Genomic DNA, 14744 nt, shown 5'->3' on the forward strand with positions numbered 1-14744 from the left:
ACGGCATGCTCGCAAACCCCAGATTTTATGCGCCATACCCACTGACGCCTTCGCTCTGCGGCAAGGCTGCGTCCTCCAGCCAACGCAAGGCCAGTTGCGGCTCATCTTGACCGGCGAAGGCACGGGCGTCCATGCCCAGCCCGGCGACGGCGATCAGCCGTTGTTCGGCATCGAACAGCAGCGGCCCGCTGCGGCGCCAGGGTGGCAGGCCAGCCTCCTGGCAGGCCTTCTTGAGGCTGCGCGGCACCGACGCAGGCGCGCGCTGGAACTGTTCGGCACCGCTGCGGTCGCGCTGCGTGAGCCCCGCGAGTCGCACCGACCGCACGCCGGGGCGTGCGTTCTCGACGATCCAGGTGCCTCGCCAGGCCGGCTGGGGATAGTGGCCGGGCCGGCTCAGGTCAATCTGGAGCGGCGTCGCGGCCTGCCGCGGCAACGCCGCCCAGAAAAGGCCGTCACGCCAGGCATGGACTTCCCCGCCCGGCGCGGGCCAGGACAAGGTGGCGCCGGGCCGCCATTCGCTCAACAGCCGCTCGATCAGGCTGGCCGGCGCGGCAGTGCGCGTGGACAGCCACGCGCGCAGCGCATTGCTCGCCCGCGCGGGCGACAGACGCGACAACGCGGCCAGGTCCAGGCGCCTGGACGCATCCAGCACGGCCAGGTCCGCCGCTGCGACTTCCGCAGCCAGCGCGTCGGCCTGCTGCGCCCAACGCGCGGCTTGCGCCAACCCAACCTCGGCCGAAGGGAACGCCGGCCACAGCACCTGGCGCAGCCTGTTGCGCGCGAACCTCACGTCCGCGTTGCTCGGGTCTTCGATCCAGCGCAGGCCGTGCTGCTCTGCATAGGCCAGGATGGCGGCACGGGGCTGATCCAGCCACGGACGCGCCCAGCAGACGCCGCTGCGCCACTGCACGCGCGGCATGCCGGACAAGCCAGCCGTGCCCGCGCCACGCAGCGCCTGCAGCAGAAAAGTCTCGGCCTGGTCGCGGCGGTGGTGGGCGAGCAGCAGCAGGTCCGCACCGGCTGACCTGGCCATCGCATGCAGCGCCCGGTGACGCCCTGCGCGCGCCCAGGCCTCGACGCTGTCGCCCGCCGCGGGCTGGCCGCTCAGGCGGGTGCAGACGAAAGCCGCACCGAGCTCGATGGCCACACGTTCGCAGTGCGCCGCCCAGTCGTCGGCCTGCGGCTGCAGCCCGTGATGGACGTGGAAGGCATGCACCCGGTGGCCCCGGGCCGCGCGGGTGGCGGCATACAAAAGCGCCGTGGAATCCAGGCCGCCACTGAAGGCGACCGCGACAACCTCACCGGAGGGATCAGCGGTTCTTGGTGTCGCCGAATCGGCCATAGGCCTGCAGGCGCTCGTAGCGGCGGTCCAGCAGTTCGCGGGTCTTCAGGTCGCTGACCTGGCGCAGCGCATCGGACAGCGCGCGCTTCAGGTTGGACGCCATCTGCTTGGCATCGCGATGCGCGCCACCGACGGGCTCGTTGACGATCTTGTCGATCAAGCCCATGGCCTTCAGGCGATGCGCCGTGATGCCCAGTGCCTCGGCCGCGTCGGACGCGCGCTCGCTGCTCTTCCACAGGATGGATGCGCAGCCTTCGGGCGAGATCACGGAATAGGCTGCGAACTGCAGCATCAGCACCTGGTCGGCCACGCCGATGGCCAGCGCGCCGCCCGAGCCGCCCTCGCCGATGACGGTGGCGATGATGGGCACTTCCAGCTGCGCCATCTCGAAGATGTTGCGGCCGATGGCCTCGCTCTGGCTGCGCTCCTCGGCACCGATGCCGGGATAGGCACCCATGGTGTCGATGAAGGTGAAGACCGGCAGGCCAAACTTCTCGGCCAGCTTCATCAGGCGCAGCGCCTTGCGATAACCCTCGGGGCGCGGCATGCCGAAGTTGCGCAGCGTGCGCTCCTTGGCGTCGCTACCACGCTGGTGGCCGATGACCATGCAGGCCTGGCCGTTGAAGCGCGCGATGCCGCCGACGATGGCCGCGTCGTCCGCGAAATGGCGGTCGCCGTGCAACTCCTGGAATTCGGTGAAGACTTCCGCGCAGTAGTCCAGCGTCTGCGGGCGCTGCGGGTGGCGGGCGATCTGGTAGACCTGCCACGGCGCCACGCTCGCGTAGACCTCTTTGGTCAGCTGCTGGCTTTTCTTGGAGAGGCGGTCGATCTCTTCCGAGATGTCGACGGCCGACTCGCTCTGCACGTAGCGCAGTTCTTCGATCTTGGTCTCGAGTTCAGCGATCGGCTGCTCGAATTCGAGAAAGTGTTTTTTGCTCATCAGTAGTCCACGGGTAGCGGATCGAGGCTGCGCCAAATGTACCAAACGGCCACCGAACGGTAAGGCGCCCACGCGTCGCCGACTTCGCGCGCTTCGGCGCGGGAGACGGGCTCGCCGGAGAAGTAGTTGAGGCTGATGCCCTTCAAGAGGCCGATGTCATCCAACGGCATCACATTGGGGCGCATCAGGTGAAAAATCAAGAACATCTCGGCGGTCCAGCGGCCGATGCCGCGGATCGCGACCAGTTCTTCGATGATGGCTTCGTCGTCCATCTGCGCCCATTGGCGCACATGCACGCTGCCGGCGTGGAAATGCTCGGCCAGGTCGCGCAGGTATTCGACCTTGCGCGCGGACAGGCCGGCAGCACGCTGCTCTTCCACGCCCAGCGCCAGCACGGCCGAGGGCTGGAATTTGGGGCTGAGGGCGACCCAGCGGTTCCAGACCGACTGCGCGGCCTTGACCGAGATCTGCTGGCCGACGATGGAGCGGGCCAGCGTGGCAAAGGCGTCGCCACGGCTTTGCAGACGCGCCTCGCCAAACTGCGGGATGAGTTTGCGCAAGACGCGGTCGCGCTTGACCAGGTGCTTGCAGGCCTCGTCCCAGTAGGGCGGGACCACTTCGGGCACGACGTCGCGCACCGTCTCGACGGGGGCCTTGGGGACCATCAGCTCTTCACCCAGGTCGTGCCGCCGGCACCGTCCTTCAGCGTGATGCCCCTGGCCGACAGCTCGGCGCGGATCGCGTCGGCGCCGGCAAAGTCCTTGGCCGCCTTGGCCGCCGCGCGGGCCGCGATGCGCTCCGCGATCCAGGCGCTGTCGTCACCGGCCCCGCCTTGCAGGTAGGCACGCGGCTCCTGCTGCAGCACGCCCAGCACACCGGCCAGCGCCTTCAGCAGACCAGCGCGCTGCGGCGAGCGGTCGCGGTTGACCTCGTTGACCAGGTCGAACAACACGGCCACCGCACCGGGCGTGCCGAAGTCCTCGTCCATCGCGGTCTTGAACGCGGCAGCACTGGGCTCGGCCCAGTCGATGGTGACGTCAGCAGGCGGCACGGCATCCAGCGCGGTGTAGAGCCGCGTCAGCGCGGTGCGCGCGTCTTCCAGGTGCGAGTCGCTGAAGTTGAACGGCCGGCGGTAGTGCGTGCGCAGCATGAAGAAGCGCAGCGTCTCGCCGTCGAACTTCTGCAGCACGTCGCGGATGGTGAAGAAGTTGCCCAGGCTCTTGGACATCTTCTCGCCGTCGACGTTCAGGAAGCCGTTATGCAGCCAGTAGCGGGCGAAGCCATAGCCGGCGCCCTCGCTCTGCGCGATCTCGTTCTCGTGGTGCGGGAACTGCAGGTCCGCGCCGCCGCCATGGATGTCGAAGCTCTCGCCCAGCAGCGCGCAGCTCATCGCCGAGCACTCGATGTGCCAGCCTGGGCGGCCTTCGCCGAAGGGCGCGTTCCATTTGGCATCGGCGGGTTCGTCGGCCTTGGCGGCCTTCCAGAGCACGAAGTCCAGCGGGTCCCGCTTGCCGTCGTCCACCGCGACGCGCTCGCCGGCGCGCAGGTCGTCCAGATCCTTGCCGCTGAGCTTGCCGTAGCCGTCAAACTTGCGCACCGCGTAGTTCACGTCGCCACCTTCGGCGCGATAGGCCAGGCCGCGCTCTTCCAGCCGCGCGATCAGCGACAGCATCTGCGGCACGTACTCGGTCGCCCGCGGCTCGTGGTCGGGGCGCAGCAGCCCCACGGCGGCGAAGTCCTCATGCATCGCGGCCGTCATCTCCTCGGTGAGCTGACGGATGGTGATGCCGCGCTCCACGGCGCGCTTGATGATCTTGTCGTCGATGTCCGTCACGTTGCGCACATAGGTGACGCCGTAGCCGCTGGCGCGCAGCCAGCGGTAGATGACGTCGAACGCCATGTTCATGCGCAGGTGCCCCATGTGGCACAGGTCGTAGACCGTGATGCCGCACACGTACATGCGCACCTGGCCCGGCACGAGCGGCTGAAAGTCTTCGAGGGTGCGGCTGAGGGAGTTGTGGACGCGCAGGGACATGTGAAACGGAAACGGGGGGCAGCAGCCACCAACAAGAAGCCCCGCACCGGGGGCGGCCAGGCGGGGCTCATAGAATGATTTCAGTATAGCGGCCGACCCTGACGCCGCCCCCCGCTACAACCCTCATGCGCCTTCCCCTCACCTCCCTTGTGCTGCTCGTCGCGCTGGCCTCCTTGCCCGCGCGCGCCGACGACCTCGCCAGTGCGCAACGCCTGTGGCTGGCCGGGCAGAAAGCCCAGGCCGTCGAGCAGGTCGAGACGGCCCTCGTGCGCATGCCCGACGACCTGCAGCTGCGCTTTGCGCTGGGGGTCATGCGCATGGAGCTTGGCGAACGCGCAAAGGCCAAGACCATCTTCATCCGCCTGACGCAGGACTTCCCCGACCTGGCCGACCCGTACAACAACCTCGCCGTGCTGCACGCTGCCGCGGGCGAGCTGGACGAGGCCAAGGCCGCGCTGGAGCAAGCCTTGCGCCTGCAGCCCGAGCATGCCCAGGCCCAGGAAAACCTTGGCGATGTGCTGCTGCGCCTGGCGCTGCGCGCCTACCAGCGCGCGCAGAAAGCCGTCACCGTACCCAGTGATGCGCTGACCGGCAAGATCAACGGCACGCTGGCCCTGACCCGCGAACTTCGCGCCGCCCGCTAACTCTCCATCCGCCATGACGAAGACCATTCCTCTCCTCCTTGCCGCACTGCTGACCGCGGGCGCTGCCGTCGCCCAGACCGTGAAACTGCAGACCACCGAGGGCGACATCCGCATCGAGCTGAACGCCGAGAAGGCGCCCAAGTCGGTCGCCAACTTCCTGCAGTACGTGAAGGCCGGCCACTACAACGGCGTGCTGTTCCACCGCGTCATCGACGGCTTCATGATCCAGACCGGCGGCTACGACGCCAAGCTCAACCAGCGCCCGACCAAGCCGCCCATTCCGCTGGAATCTCACAACGGCCTGAGCAACGTGCGCGGCAGCCTGGCGATGGCACGCACCGGCGATCCCAACTCGGCCACGTCGCAGTTCTTCATCAACGTGGCCGACAACGTGCGCCTGGACGGCGAGCCGGACAATCGCGCCAGCGGCTATGCCGTGTTCGGCCAGGTCGTCGACGGCATGGACGTCGTCGACAAGATCCGCGCCGTGGCCGTGGCGCCCAAGAGCGTGCACGAACACTTCCCGGTCAAGCCCATCTTCATCACCAAGGCTCTCGTCGAGCCTGTCAAAAAATGAGCCAAGTCAAACTCACCACCAACCACGGCGACATCCTCATCGAGCTGGACGCCGAGAAGGCGCCGCTGTCGGTCGCCAACTTCCTGAGCTACGTCCGCAAGGGCCACTACGACGGCACGGTCTTTCACCGCGTCATCAAGGGCTTCATGATCCAGGGCGGCGGCTTCGAAGTCGGCATGCAGCAAAAGCCCACCGACGGGCAGATCCAGAACGAGGCCAACAACGGCCTGAAGAACGCCCACTACACGCTGGCGATGGCGCGCACCAACGCGCCGCACTCGGCCACGGCGCAGTTCTTCATCAACACGACCAACAACGGCTTCCTGGACTTCAAGTCCGAGAGCCCGTCGGGCTGGGGCTACGCCGTGTTCGGCAAGGTCATCGAGGGCAAGGACGTCGTCGACAAGATCGAGAAGTCCAAGACCGCCACGCGCGCCGGCCACGGCGACGTGCCGGTCGAAGACGTCATCATCGAAAAAGCCGTCGAAGTTTGATCCACACGCTGACGGCTCCGGTGCAGTGGCAGCAGGTCGACCTGCTGTCCGACCTGCACCTCGGGCCGGACACGCCGGCGACGACCGCCCGGCTTGAGCGGCACCTGGCCGAGACTCCTGCGCAAGCGGTGCTGCTGCTGGGCGACATCTTTGAAGTCTGGGTCGGCGACGACGCGCGGCACGAGCCCTTCGAAGCGGGCGTCGTGCGCTTGCTCCGCGAGGCCTCGCAGCGGCTGGCGCTGTTCTTCATGCCCGGCAACCGCGACTTTCTCGTCGGCCCCGACCTGCTGGCCGATGCTGGCATGACCGCCCTGCCCGACCCCACCGTGTTGGCCGCCTTCGGCCAGCGCTGGCTGCTGGTGCACGGCGACGCGCAATGCCTGGACGACCAGGCCTACCAGGCTTTTCGTCGCCAGGTGCGTTCGCCCGCGTGGCAGGTGCAGGTGCTGGCACAACCGCTGGCCGCCCGCCAGGCGCTGGGCCGGCAGATGCGCGAGGGCAGCCGCGCGGCTCAGGCGGCGCAGCTGATGACGACCGACCTCGATGCCGACGCCTGCCGCACGCTGCTCGCCGAGGCCGGTGCGACCACGATGATCCATGGCCACACGCATCGCCCAGCGGAGCATGACCTCGGCGCAGGCCTGAAGCGCGTGGTGCTGTCCGACTGGGATCTGGAGGCCAGCCCACCGCGCGGCGACGTGATCCGCCTGTCGGCCGCGGGCCTGCAGCGCCTCCCGCTGTGATCCTGAAAGCCCTGCAGAACTGGCGCGAACAGCGCGCCGTCGAGCGCCACGCGATTCCCGACGCGCTGTGGCAGCTGACGCTGCTGCGCTACCCCTTCCTGGCCCAGCGCAGCGCGGACGATTTGGCGGAACTTCGCCGGCTGTCCAGCCTCTTCCTGGCGACCAAGGAATTCCATGGCGTGGGCGGCTTCGACGTGACCGACGAGGTCGCCGTCGCCGTCGCGGCCCAGGCCTGCCTGCCGGTGCTGCGCCTGGGTCTGGCTTGGTACGACGGTTTTGTCGGCATCGTCATGCACGAGGGCGAGGTGGTCGCGCAGCGCACGGTCCAGGACGCGGACGGCGTCGTGCACGAGTACGACGAGGAACTGGCCGGCGAGGCGATGGAAGGCGGCCCGCTGATGCTGGCCTGGAATGCGATCGCGGTCAGCAACGACCCGGCGCAGTTCGGCGTCGACGAGGTGTTCAACGTCGTCATCCATGAGTTCGCCCATGTCATCGACATGCGCGACGGCCTGGCCGATGGCGTGCCGCCGCTGGACGGTGGCGAGGCGCGCGAGCGCTGGATCGCCGTCATCGATGCCGAGTGGGAGCGCTTCTGCGAGCGCGCGGACGCCGGCGAGGCCACGCTGATCGACCCTTACGGCGCGGAAGCCGTGGAGGAGTTCTTCGCGGTGGCCGTCGAGGCCTTCTTCGTTGCCCCGGCCGCCATGCGTGCCGAGGAGCCGGCGATGTACGCGCTGCTCGCCGGGTTCTTCAAGCAGAACCCGGCCGGCTGAACGAAAAAAGGGACGCCGAAGCGTCCCTTTCCGTCGCGCGTCTGCTCAGGCCGTCGCCGGCTCCGCCTTGGGCTTGCCGTCCTTGGTCGGCTTCACGATGGGCTGGATGTCCAGCACCGTCTCGCCCTTGTCGTCCACGTCCACGCTCAGGCGCCCACCGTCGACCAGCTTGCCGAAAAGCAACTCGTCGGCCAGCGCGCGGCGGATGGTGTCCTGGATGAGGCGCTGCATCGGCCGCGCACCCATCAGCGGGTCGAAGCCCTTCTTGGCGAGCTGCTTGCGCAGCGCGTCGGAGAAGCTGACCTCCACCTTCTTCTCCTGCAGCTGGCTTTCCAGTTGCAGCAGGAACTTGTCGACCACACGCAGGATGATCTCCTCGTCCAGCGCGCGGAAAGACACGATGGCGTCCAGGCGATTGCGGAACTCCGGCGTGAACAGGCGCTTGATGTCGGCCATCTCGTCGCCCTGCTGGCGCGACGTCGTGAAGCCGATGGTGGCCTTGTTCAACGCCTCGGCGCCCGCGTTGGTCGTCATGATGATGATGACGTTGCGGAAGTCGGCCTTGCGCCCGTTGTTGTCGGTCAGCGTGCCATGGTCCATGACCTGCAGCAGCACGTTGAAGACGTCAGGGTGCGCCTTCTCGATCTCGTCGAGCAGCAGCACCGCATGCGGCTTCTTCGTGACCGCCTCGGTCAGCAGGCCGCCCTGGTCGAAGCCCACGTAGCCCGGCGGCGCGCCGATCAGGCGGCTGACGGCGTGGCGTTCCATGTACTCCGACATGTCGAAGCGGATCAGCTCGATGCCCAGGATGTAGGCCAGCTGCTTGGCCACTTCCGTCTTGCCGACGCCCGTGGGGCCGCTGAACAGGAAGGAGCCGACCGGCTTCTCGGGCCGGCCCAGGCCTGAGCGCGCCATCTTGATGGCGGCGGCCAGCGCATCGACGGCCGGGTCCTGGCCGAAGACGACGCTCTTCAGGTCGCGGTCCAGCGTCTTGAGCTTGCTGCGGTCGTCGCTGTTGACCGACGCGGGCGGGATGCGCGCGATCTTGGCGACGATGTCTTCCACCTCCACGCGCGTGATGGTCTTCTTCTGCTTGCTCTTGGGCAGGATGCGTTGGGCAGCGCCGGCCTCGTCGATGACGTCGATGGCCTTGTCCGGCAGGTGGCGGTCGTTGATGTACTTGGCCGACAGCTCGGCCGCGGCCTGCAGTGCGCCCAGCGCGTATTTGACCGAATGGTGCTCCTCGAAGCGGCTCTTCAGCCCCTTCAGGATCTCGATGGTCTGCTCGACCGACGGTTCGGGCACGTCGATCTTCTGGAAGCGGCGGGACAGCGCGGCGTCTTTTTCGAAGATGCCGCGGTACTCGGTGAAGGTCGTCGCACCGATGCACTTCATCTGCCCGGACGACAGCGCCGGCTTGAGCAGGTTGCTCGCGTCAAGCGTGCCGCCCGACGCCGCGCCAGCGCCGATCAGCGTGTGGATCTCGTCGATGAACAAGATGGCGTTGGGCTGGTCCTTCAGCGACTTGAGCACGCCCTTCAGGCGCTGCTCGAAGTCGCCCCGGTACTTGGTACCCGCCAGCAGCGCGCCCATGTCCAGCGAGTAGACGACGGAGTCGGCGAGGACCTCAGGGACTTCGCCTTCGGTGATCCTCCAGGCCAGGCCTTCGGCGATGGCCGTCTTGCCGACGCCAGCCTCGCCGACCAGCAGCGGGTTGTTCTTGCGCCGGCGGCACAGCACCTGCACGACGCGCTCGACCTCGGCCTCGCGGCCGATCAGCGGGTCGATCTTGCCGTCCTTGGCATGCTGGTTCAGGTTCTGCGTGAACTGCTCCAGCGGCGACGCCTTGGCGCTGCCGCCCTCGCCTTCCTCGCGTTCACCTTCCTGGCCCTGACTCTGGCCTTCCGGTGCCTTGGGCGGCTCCGGGTCGGTCTTCTTGATGCCGTGGGCGATGAAGTTGACGACGTCCAGGCGCGTCACGCCCTGCTGGTGCAGGTAGTAGACGGCGTGCGAATCCTTCTCGCCGAAGATCGCGACCAGCACGTTGGCGCCGGTCACTTCCTTCTTGCCGCTGCCCGTGCTTTGCACGTGCATGATGGCGCGCTGGATGACGCGCTGGAAGCCCAGCGTGGGCTGGGTGTCCACCTCGTCACTGCCGCCCACCATGGGCGTGTTTTCCTTGATGAACTGCGTCAGGCTCTTGCGCAGGTCATCCAGGTTGGCCGCACAGGCGCGCAGCACCTCCGCGGCGCTGGGGTTGTCGAGCAGCGCGAGCAGCAGGTGCTCGACGGTGATGAATTCGTGCCGCTGCTGGCGGGCTTCGACGAACGCCATGTGCAAACTGACTTCAAGCTCTTGCGCAATCATGCGGCCTCCATAATGCACTGCAGGGGGTGGCCGGCACGCCGGGAGGCGGCCAGAACCAACTCCACCTTGGTCGCGGCGACGTCCTTGGTGAAGACACCGCAAACCCCGCGACCCTCGTGGTGGATTTTGAGCATGATCTGCGTCGCCGTATCGAGGTCATGCCGGAAAAATTCCTGCAGAACCATGACAACAAACTCCATCGGCGTGAAATCGTCGTTCAGCAGCAGCACCTGATAGAGCCGCGGGGGCTCGGTTTTCTGGGTCTGCCGCTCGACGACGACCGCCCCTTCGCCTTCGTCCTTGCCGGGCTTCACGGGAGGCGCGGGCGGGGGCGGAGGCGACTGGTTTCGCGGTGGAATGACGGGGAGCACAGGCATGTCGGGATTCTATCGACGGGGGTTATCCCCCGCCGACCGCGGGCAGTTGGCGACGCGCGGCGAAATTGCAAGCTTCTCCGGGTCAACCCGGCCGGGAAGGTCCCGAATTGACGCTTTTGTTCACGTCACCAGAATCTGCGTCCGCCTCCCCGGGAGGTGCCACAAAGAATGGAGACAACATGATGGCGCTGGGCAAAGTCAAGTGGTTCAACGATGCCAAGGGCTTTGGTTTCATCGAGCCCGAAGCGGGTGGCGATGATGTCTTCGCTCATTTCTCGGCGATCCAGATGGAGGGGTTCCGGACGCTGAAACAGGGCAGCCAGGTGCAGTTCGACCTGGTGCAGGGGCCCAAGGGCCAACTGGCCCAGAACATCACGCCGATGGAAGCCGCCGCGCGCGCGGCCGAGCAGCAGCAACAGCAGCCGCTGGCATCCTGAGCTGAGCCTGGAAACAAAAGCCCCGTGGCCTTGCGCCACGGGGCTTTTGCATTGGCGCCCGCCAACACGGCGCCGCCCCCTGACCTGGCTTGCTAGAGTTACGTGTTGCGCGCAACCGCCTGGCGCGCCGCGCCGCACGCATTTCCTATTTACCGGACCACGCCCATGACCGCCGAAAAGACCCAGATTGTTTACACGTTGACCGACGAAGCACCCCGCCTGGCCACTGCCTCGCTGTTGCCGGTCGTCAAGCTCTTCGCGGCGTCGGCGGGCATCGATGTCGTTTCCAGCGACATCTCGGTGGCCGGCCGCGTGCTGGGCCAGTTCCCTGAACTGCTGACCGAAGAGCAGCGCGTGCCCGACAACCTGGCCGCTCTGGGCAAGCTGACGCTCAAGCCCGAGGCCAACATCATCAAGCTACCCAACATCAGCGCCTCGGTGTCGCAACTGAAGGCCGCCATCAAGGAGTTGCAGGACAAGGGCTACAAAATCCCGGACTACCCCGAGAAGCCAGAGACGGATGAACAGAAGGACATCCGCGCCCGCTACAACAAGTGCATCGGCTCGGCCGTGAACCCGGTGCTGCGCGAAGGCAACTCCGACCGCCGCGCGCCCAAGGCTGTCAAGGAATACGCCCGCAAGAACCCGCACCGCATGGACGAGTGGAGCCAGGCTTCGCGCTCGCACGTCTCGCACATGCACGACGGCGACTTCTATCACGGTGAAAAGTCCATGACGCTGGACCGCGCCCGCGACGTGAAGATGGAGCTCATCACCAAGAGCGGCAAGACCATCGTGCTGAAGCAGAAGGTCTCGCTGCTGGACCGCGAAGTGGTGGACTCCATGTTCATGAGCAAGAAGGCGCTGCTGGCCTTCTATGAAAAGGAGATCGAAGACGCGCGCAAGACCGGCGTGATGTTCTCGCTGCACGTGAAGGCGACCATGATGAAGGTGTCCCACCCCATCGTGTTCGGCCACTGCGTGCGCATCTTCTACCGCGAGGCGTTCGAGAAGCATGGCAAGCTGTTTGAAGAGCTGGGCATCAACGTCAACAACGGCATGGTGGACCTGTACACCAAGATCGCCACGCTGCCGCAGAGCAAGCAGGACGAGATCAAGCGCGACCTGCACGCGTGCCACGAGCACCGCCCCGAGCTGGCGATGGTGGACTCGGCCAAGGGCATCACCAACTTCCACTCGCCCAACGACGTCATCGTCGACGCGTCCATGCCCGCCATGATCCGCAGCGGCGGCAAGATGTACGGTGCCGACGGCCGCCTGAAGGACGTGAAGGCCGTGATGCCCGAGTCGACCTTCGCCCGCATCTACCAGGAGATCATCAACTTCTGCAAGTGGCACGGCGCCTTCGACCCCAAGACCATGGGCACCGTGCCCAACGTGGGCCTGATGGCCCAGCAGGCCGAGGAATACGGCTCGCACGACAAGACCTTCGAGATCCCGGAAGACGGCGTCGCCAACATCACCGACATCGCCACGGGCGAAGTGCTGATGAGCGAGGACGTCGAGCAGGGCGACATCTGGCGCATGTGCCAGTGCAAGGACGCCGCCATCCGCGACTGGGTGAAGCTGGCCGTCACGCGCGCCCGCAACTCCGGCATGCCGGTGGTGTTCTGGCTGGACCAGTACCGCCCGCACGAAGCGCAGCTGATCACCAAGGTCAAGATGTACCTGCATGAGCACAACACGACCGGCCTGGACATCCAGATCATGAGCCAGGTCCGTGCGATGCGCTACACGCTGGAGCGCGTCATCCGCGGTCTGGACACCATCAGCGCCACCGGCAACATCCTGCGCGACTACCTGACCGACCTCTTCCCCATCATGGAGCTGGGCACCTCGGCCAAGATGCTGTCCATCGTGCCGCTCATGGCCGGCGGCGGCATGTACGAGACGGGTGCCGGCGGCTCCGCGCCGAAGCACGTGCAACAGCTGGTGGAAGAGAACCACCTGCGCTGGGATTCGCTGGGCGAGTTCCTGGCTCTGGCCGTGAGCCTGGAAGATGTCGGGCTGAAGACCGGCAACGCCAAGGCCAAGGTGCTGGCCAAGGCGCTGGACGCGGCCACCGGCAAGTTGCTGGACAACGGCAAGGGCCCCAGCTCCAAGACCGGCGAAATCGACAACCGCGGCAGCCACTTCTACCTGACGCTGTACTGGGCGCAGGCTCTGGCCGAGCAGACCGAGGACGCCGAGCTGGCCTCGCGCTTCAAGCCGGTGGCAGAGACGCTGACCGCCAACGAGGCCAAGATCGCCGCGGAGCTGAAGGATGTGCAGGGCCAGCCGGCCGACATCGGCGGCTATTTCCTGCCGGATGTGGCCAAGCTGGACAAGGTCATGCGCCCGAGCGCCACGTTCAACGCGGCGCTGCAGGCGCTGGCCAGCTGATTCCCTGCAGATGAGAAAAGCAACGGGGCGCCATGGCGCCCCGTTTCGCGACCGCTGCGCGTCACGCCCTCGCCTAGTCGCCGCTCGAACTCCGTTGCGTTTTCACGCCTGGGCAGGCTCTCGCAATCAAATAGCAAGCCAATTGCCAGATTCTTTTCATACAGTCTGTCACTTGGCGTTTGCCTCCTGCAACTGCTCTTGTCGGACGGCTCGTGAAGCACCACGAGTCGCCCCGAAGCCCCGGCCCCACGCCGGGGTTTCCTTTTGCGGGGACGAAAAAAAGCCGCGCTCGTTGGAAGGCGGCTTTCGATTCGATACCGGCGCAATGCCCGGCGCCATCTCACATCTGGTCGATCATGACCTGACCAAAGCCGGAGCACGACACCTGCGTCGCGCCGTCCATCAGCCGCGCGAAGTCGTAGGTGACCCTCTTGCTGAGGATCGCCTTTTCCATCGAACTGATGATCAAGTCGGCGGCCGCCGTCCAGCCCATGTGGCGCAGCATCATCTCCGCTGACAGGATCTCGGAGCCGGGGTTCACGTAGTCCTTGCCGGCGTATTTGGGCGCCGTGCCATGCGTGGCCTCGAACATGGCGATGGAGTCGCTCATGTTGGCGCCCGGCGCGATGCCTATGCCGCCGACCTGCGCGGCCAGCGCGTCGGAGATGTAGTCGCCGTTCAGGTTCAGCGTCGCGATGACGCTGTACTCGGCCGGGCGCAGGATGATCTGCTGCAGGAAGGCGTCGGCGATGACGTCCTTGATGGTGATGTCCTTGCCCGTCTTCGGGTTCTTGAACTTGCACCACGGGCCGCCGTCGATGGGCTCGGCGCCGAACTCCTTCTGCGCCAGCGCGTAGGCCCAGTCACGGAAGCCACCTTCCGTGAACTTCATGATGTTGCCCTTGTGCACGATGGTCACGCTGGGCTTGTTGTTGTCGATCGCGTACTGGATGGCCTTGCGCACCAGGCGCTCGGTGCCTTCACGGCTGACCGGCTTGACACCGATGCCGGACGTGTTGGGGAAGCGGATCTTCTTGACGCCCAGTTCCTCCTGCAGGAACTTGATGAGCTTCTTGGCCTTGTCGCTCTCGGCCTCGTATTCGATGCCGGCATAGATGTCTTCCGAGTTCTCGCGGAAGATGACCATGTCGACCTTGTGTGGCTCCTTCACGGGGCTGGGCACGCCGTCGAAATATTGCACGGGGCGCAGGCAGACATACAGGTCCAGCTCCTGGCGCAGCGCGACGTTCAGCGAGCGGATGCCACCACCCACGGGCGTCGTCAGCGGGCCTTTGATGGAGACGATGTACTCCTTCACGGCGTGCAGCGTCTCCTCGGGCAGCCACACGTCAGGGCCGTAGACCTTGGTGCTTTTCTCGCCGGCGTAGATCTCCATCCAGTGGATCTTCTTCGCGCCGCCATAGGCCTTGGCCACGGCCGCGTCCACCACCTTCAGCATGACCGGCGTGATGTCGAGACCGGTGCCGTCGCCTTCGATGTAGGGAATGATGGGCTGATCGGGCACGTTCAGCGAGAAGTCGGCATTGACCGTGATCTTCTGGCCGCCTTCCGGCACTTGGATGTGTTGGTACATGGCTGGGGGGCTTTC

General features: G+C 66.3%; 14 protein-coding genes. 7 read left to right on the plus strand and 7 right to left on the minus strand.

From position 1 onward, the window contains the following. Positions 1-25 precede the first annotated feature (25 nt). The 4 genes from tilS to cysS are packed head-to-tail and all read right to left on the minus strand — an operon-like array spanning position 26 to position 4317. The gene (gene tilS, locus AC1D29_RS23435; protein WP_477901978.1) at positions 26-1342 is read right to left on the minus strand and encodes a tRNA lysidine(34) synthetase TilS; all 1317 of its coding nucleotides are present in this window, start codon (positions 1340-1342) and stop codon (positions 26-28) included. After that, positions 1311-2282: an acetyl-CoA carboxylase carboxyltransferase subunit alpha gene (locus AC1D29_RS23440; protein ID WP_477901980.1), complete on the minus strand. Its 972-nt coding sequence runs from the start codon at positions 2280-2282 to the stop codon at positions 1311-1313. The genes tilS and AC1D29_RS23440 overlap by 32 nt, the downstream gene beginning before the upstream one ends. Then, on the minus strand, positions 2282-2947 hold the full coding sequence (locus tag AC1D29_RS23445; RefSeq protein ID WP_477901982.1) for a DNA-3-methyladenine glycosylase family protein: 666 nt from the start codon (positions 2945-2947) through the stop codon (positions 2282-2284). Before AC1D29_RS23445 ends, AC1D29_RS23440 begins: the two co-directional genes overlap by 1 nt. Then, the gene (cysS, locus tag AC1D29_RS23450) at positions 2947-4317 is read right to left on the minus strand and encodes a cysteine--tRNA ligase (RefSeq protein WP_477901984.1); all 1371 of its coding nucleotides are present in this window, start codon (positions 4315-4317) and stop codon (positions 2947-2949) included. The genes AC1D29_RS23445 and cysS overlap by 1 nt, the downstream gene beginning before the upstream one ends. Before the next feature lie 125 nt (positions 4318-4442). Here cysS and AC1D29_RS23455 point away from each other — a divergent pair, with 125 nt between their 5' ends. The 5 genes from AC1D29_RS23455 to AC1D29_RS23475 are packed head-to-tail and all read left to right on the plus strand — an operon-like array spanning position 4443 to position 7551. After that, complete coding sequence (locus AC1D29_RS23455; RefSeq protein ID WP_477901986.1) at positions 4443-4961, plus strand: tetratricopeptide repeat protein; 519 nt, start codon at positions 4443-4445, stop codon at positions 4959-4961. 13 nt (positions 4962-4974) lie between these two features. Beyond that, entirely contained in the window at positions 4975-5538 is a 564-nt protein-coding gene (locus AC1D29_RS23460) for a peptidylprolyl isomerase (RefSeq protein WP_477901988.1), read from the plus strand. Beyond that, complete coding sequence (locus AC1D29_RS23465; RefSeq protein WP_477901990.1) at positions 5535-6032, plus strand: peptidylprolyl isomerase; 498 nt, start codon at positions 5535-5537, stop codon at positions 6030-6032. Before AC1D29_RS23460 ends, AC1D29_RS23465 begins: the two co-directional genes overlap by 4 nt. Beyond that, entirely contained in the window at positions 6029-6775 is a 747-nt protein-coding gene (locus AC1D29_RS23470) for a UDP-2,3-diacylglucosamine diphosphatase (protein ID WP_477901992.1), read from the plus strand. Before AC1D29_RS23465 ends, AC1D29_RS23470 begins: the two co-directional genes overlap by 4 nt. Next, positions 6772-7551: a M90 family metallopeptidase gene (locus AC1D29_RS23475; protein WP_477901994.1), complete on the plus strand. Its 780-nt coding sequence runs from the start codon at positions 6772-6774 to the stop codon at positions 7549-7551. The genes AC1D29_RS23470 and AC1D29_RS23475 overlap by 4 nt, the downstream gene beginning before the upstream one ends. A 45-nt stretch (positions 7552-7596) precedes the next feature. Here AC1D29_RS23475 and clpA read toward each other — a convergent pair whose 3' ends face one another. Continuing rightward, positions 7597-9918 carry an ATP-dependent Clp protease ATP-binding subunit ClpA gene (clpA, locus tag AC1D29_RS23480; protein ID WP_477901996.1) on the minus strand — a complete coding sequence of 774 codons (2322 nt, stop codon included), beginning with the start codon at positions 9916-9918 and terminating at the stop codon, positions 7597-7599. Then, a complete protein-coding gene (gene clpS / locus AC1D29_RS23485) occupies positions 9915-10295 on the minus strand; it encodes an ATP-dependent Clp protease adapter ClpS (protein WP_477901998.1) in 381 nt (126 codons plus the stop codon). The genes clpA and clpS overlap by 4 nt, the downstream gene beginning before the upstream one ends. 182 nt (positions 10296-10477) lie before the next feature. Between clpS and AC1D29_RS23490 the strand changes: the two genes are divergently transcribed. Both AC1D29_RS23490 and AC1D29_RS23495 read left to right on the plus strand, forming a co-directional pair. Next, positions 10478-10732 (plus strand): cold shock domain-containing protein, encoded by a 255-nt coding sequence (locus AC1D29_RS23490; RefSeq protein WP_477902257.1) that lies wholly within the window; start codon positions 10478-10480, stop codon positions 10730-10732. Positions 10733-10897: 165 nt separating this feature from the next. Further along, a complete protein-coding gene (locus AC1D29_RS23495) occupies positions 10898-13135 on the plus strand; it encodes an NADP-dependent isocitrate dehydrogenase (protein ID WP_477902000.1) in 2238 nt (745 codons plus the stop codon). Between the two features lie 340 nt (positions 13136-13475). Here the strand turns inward: AC1D29_RS23495 and icd are convergent, their stop codons facing one another. Further along, positions 13476-14729, minus strand: coding sequence for an NADP-dependent isocitrate dehydrogenase (icd, locus tag AC1D29_RS23500; protein WP_477902002.1), 1254 nt, complete (start codon positions 14727-14729; stop codon positions 13476-13478). Positions 14730-14744 lie beyond the last annotated feature (15 nt).

The sequence above is a fragment of the Roseateles sp. P1_C6 genome (assembly GCF_056406315.1).

Coding starts and splice junctions, on each gene's coding strand:
- clpA (WP_477901996.1), bottom strand. CDS start 9,918: ATGATTGCGCAAGAGCTTGAAGTCAGTTTGCACATGGCGTTCGTCGAA.
- icd (WP_477902002.1), bottom strand. CDS start 14,729: ATGTACCAACACATCCAAGTGCCGGAAGGCGGCCAGAAGATCACGGTC.
- AC1D29_RS23460 (WP_477901988.1), top strand. CDS start 4,975: ATGACGAAGACCATTCCTCTCCTCCTTGCCGCACTGCTGACCGCGGGC.
- clpS (WP_477901998.1), bottom strand. CDS start 10,295: ATGCCTGTGCTCCCCGTCATTCCACCGCGAAACCAGTCGCCTCCGCCC.
- tilS (WP_477901978.1), bottom strand. CDS start 1,342: ATGGCCGATTCGGCGACACCAAGAACCGCTGATCCCTCCGGTGAGGTT.
- AC1D29_RS23465 (WP_477901990.1), top strand. CDS start 5,535: ATGAGCCAAGTCAAACTCACCACCAACCACGGCGACATCCTCATCGAG.
- cysS (WP_477901984.1), bottom strand. CDS start 4,317: ATGTCCCTGCGCGTCCACAACTCCCTCAGCCGCACCCTCGAAGACTTT.
- AC1D29_RS23445 (WP_477901982.1), bottom strand. CDS start 2,947: ATGGTCCCCAAGGCCCCCGTCGAGACGGTGCGCGACGTCGTGCCCGAA.
- AC1D29_RS23455 (WP_477901986.1), top strand. CDS start 4,443: ATGCGCCTTCCCCTCACCTCCCTTGTGCTGCTCGTCGCGCTGGCCTCC.
- AC1D29_RS23440 (WP_477901980.1), bottom strand. CDS start 2,282: ATGAGCAAAAAACACTTTCTCGAATTCGAGCAGCCGATCGCTGAACTC.
- AC1D29_RS23495 (WP_477902000.1), top strand. CDS start 10,898: ATGACCGCCGAAAAGACCCAGATTGTTTACACGTTGACCGACGAAGCA.
- AC1D29_RS23490 (WP_477902257.1), top strand. CDS start 10,478: ATGGCGCTGGGCAAAGTCAAGTGGTTCAACGATGCCAAGGGCTTTGGT.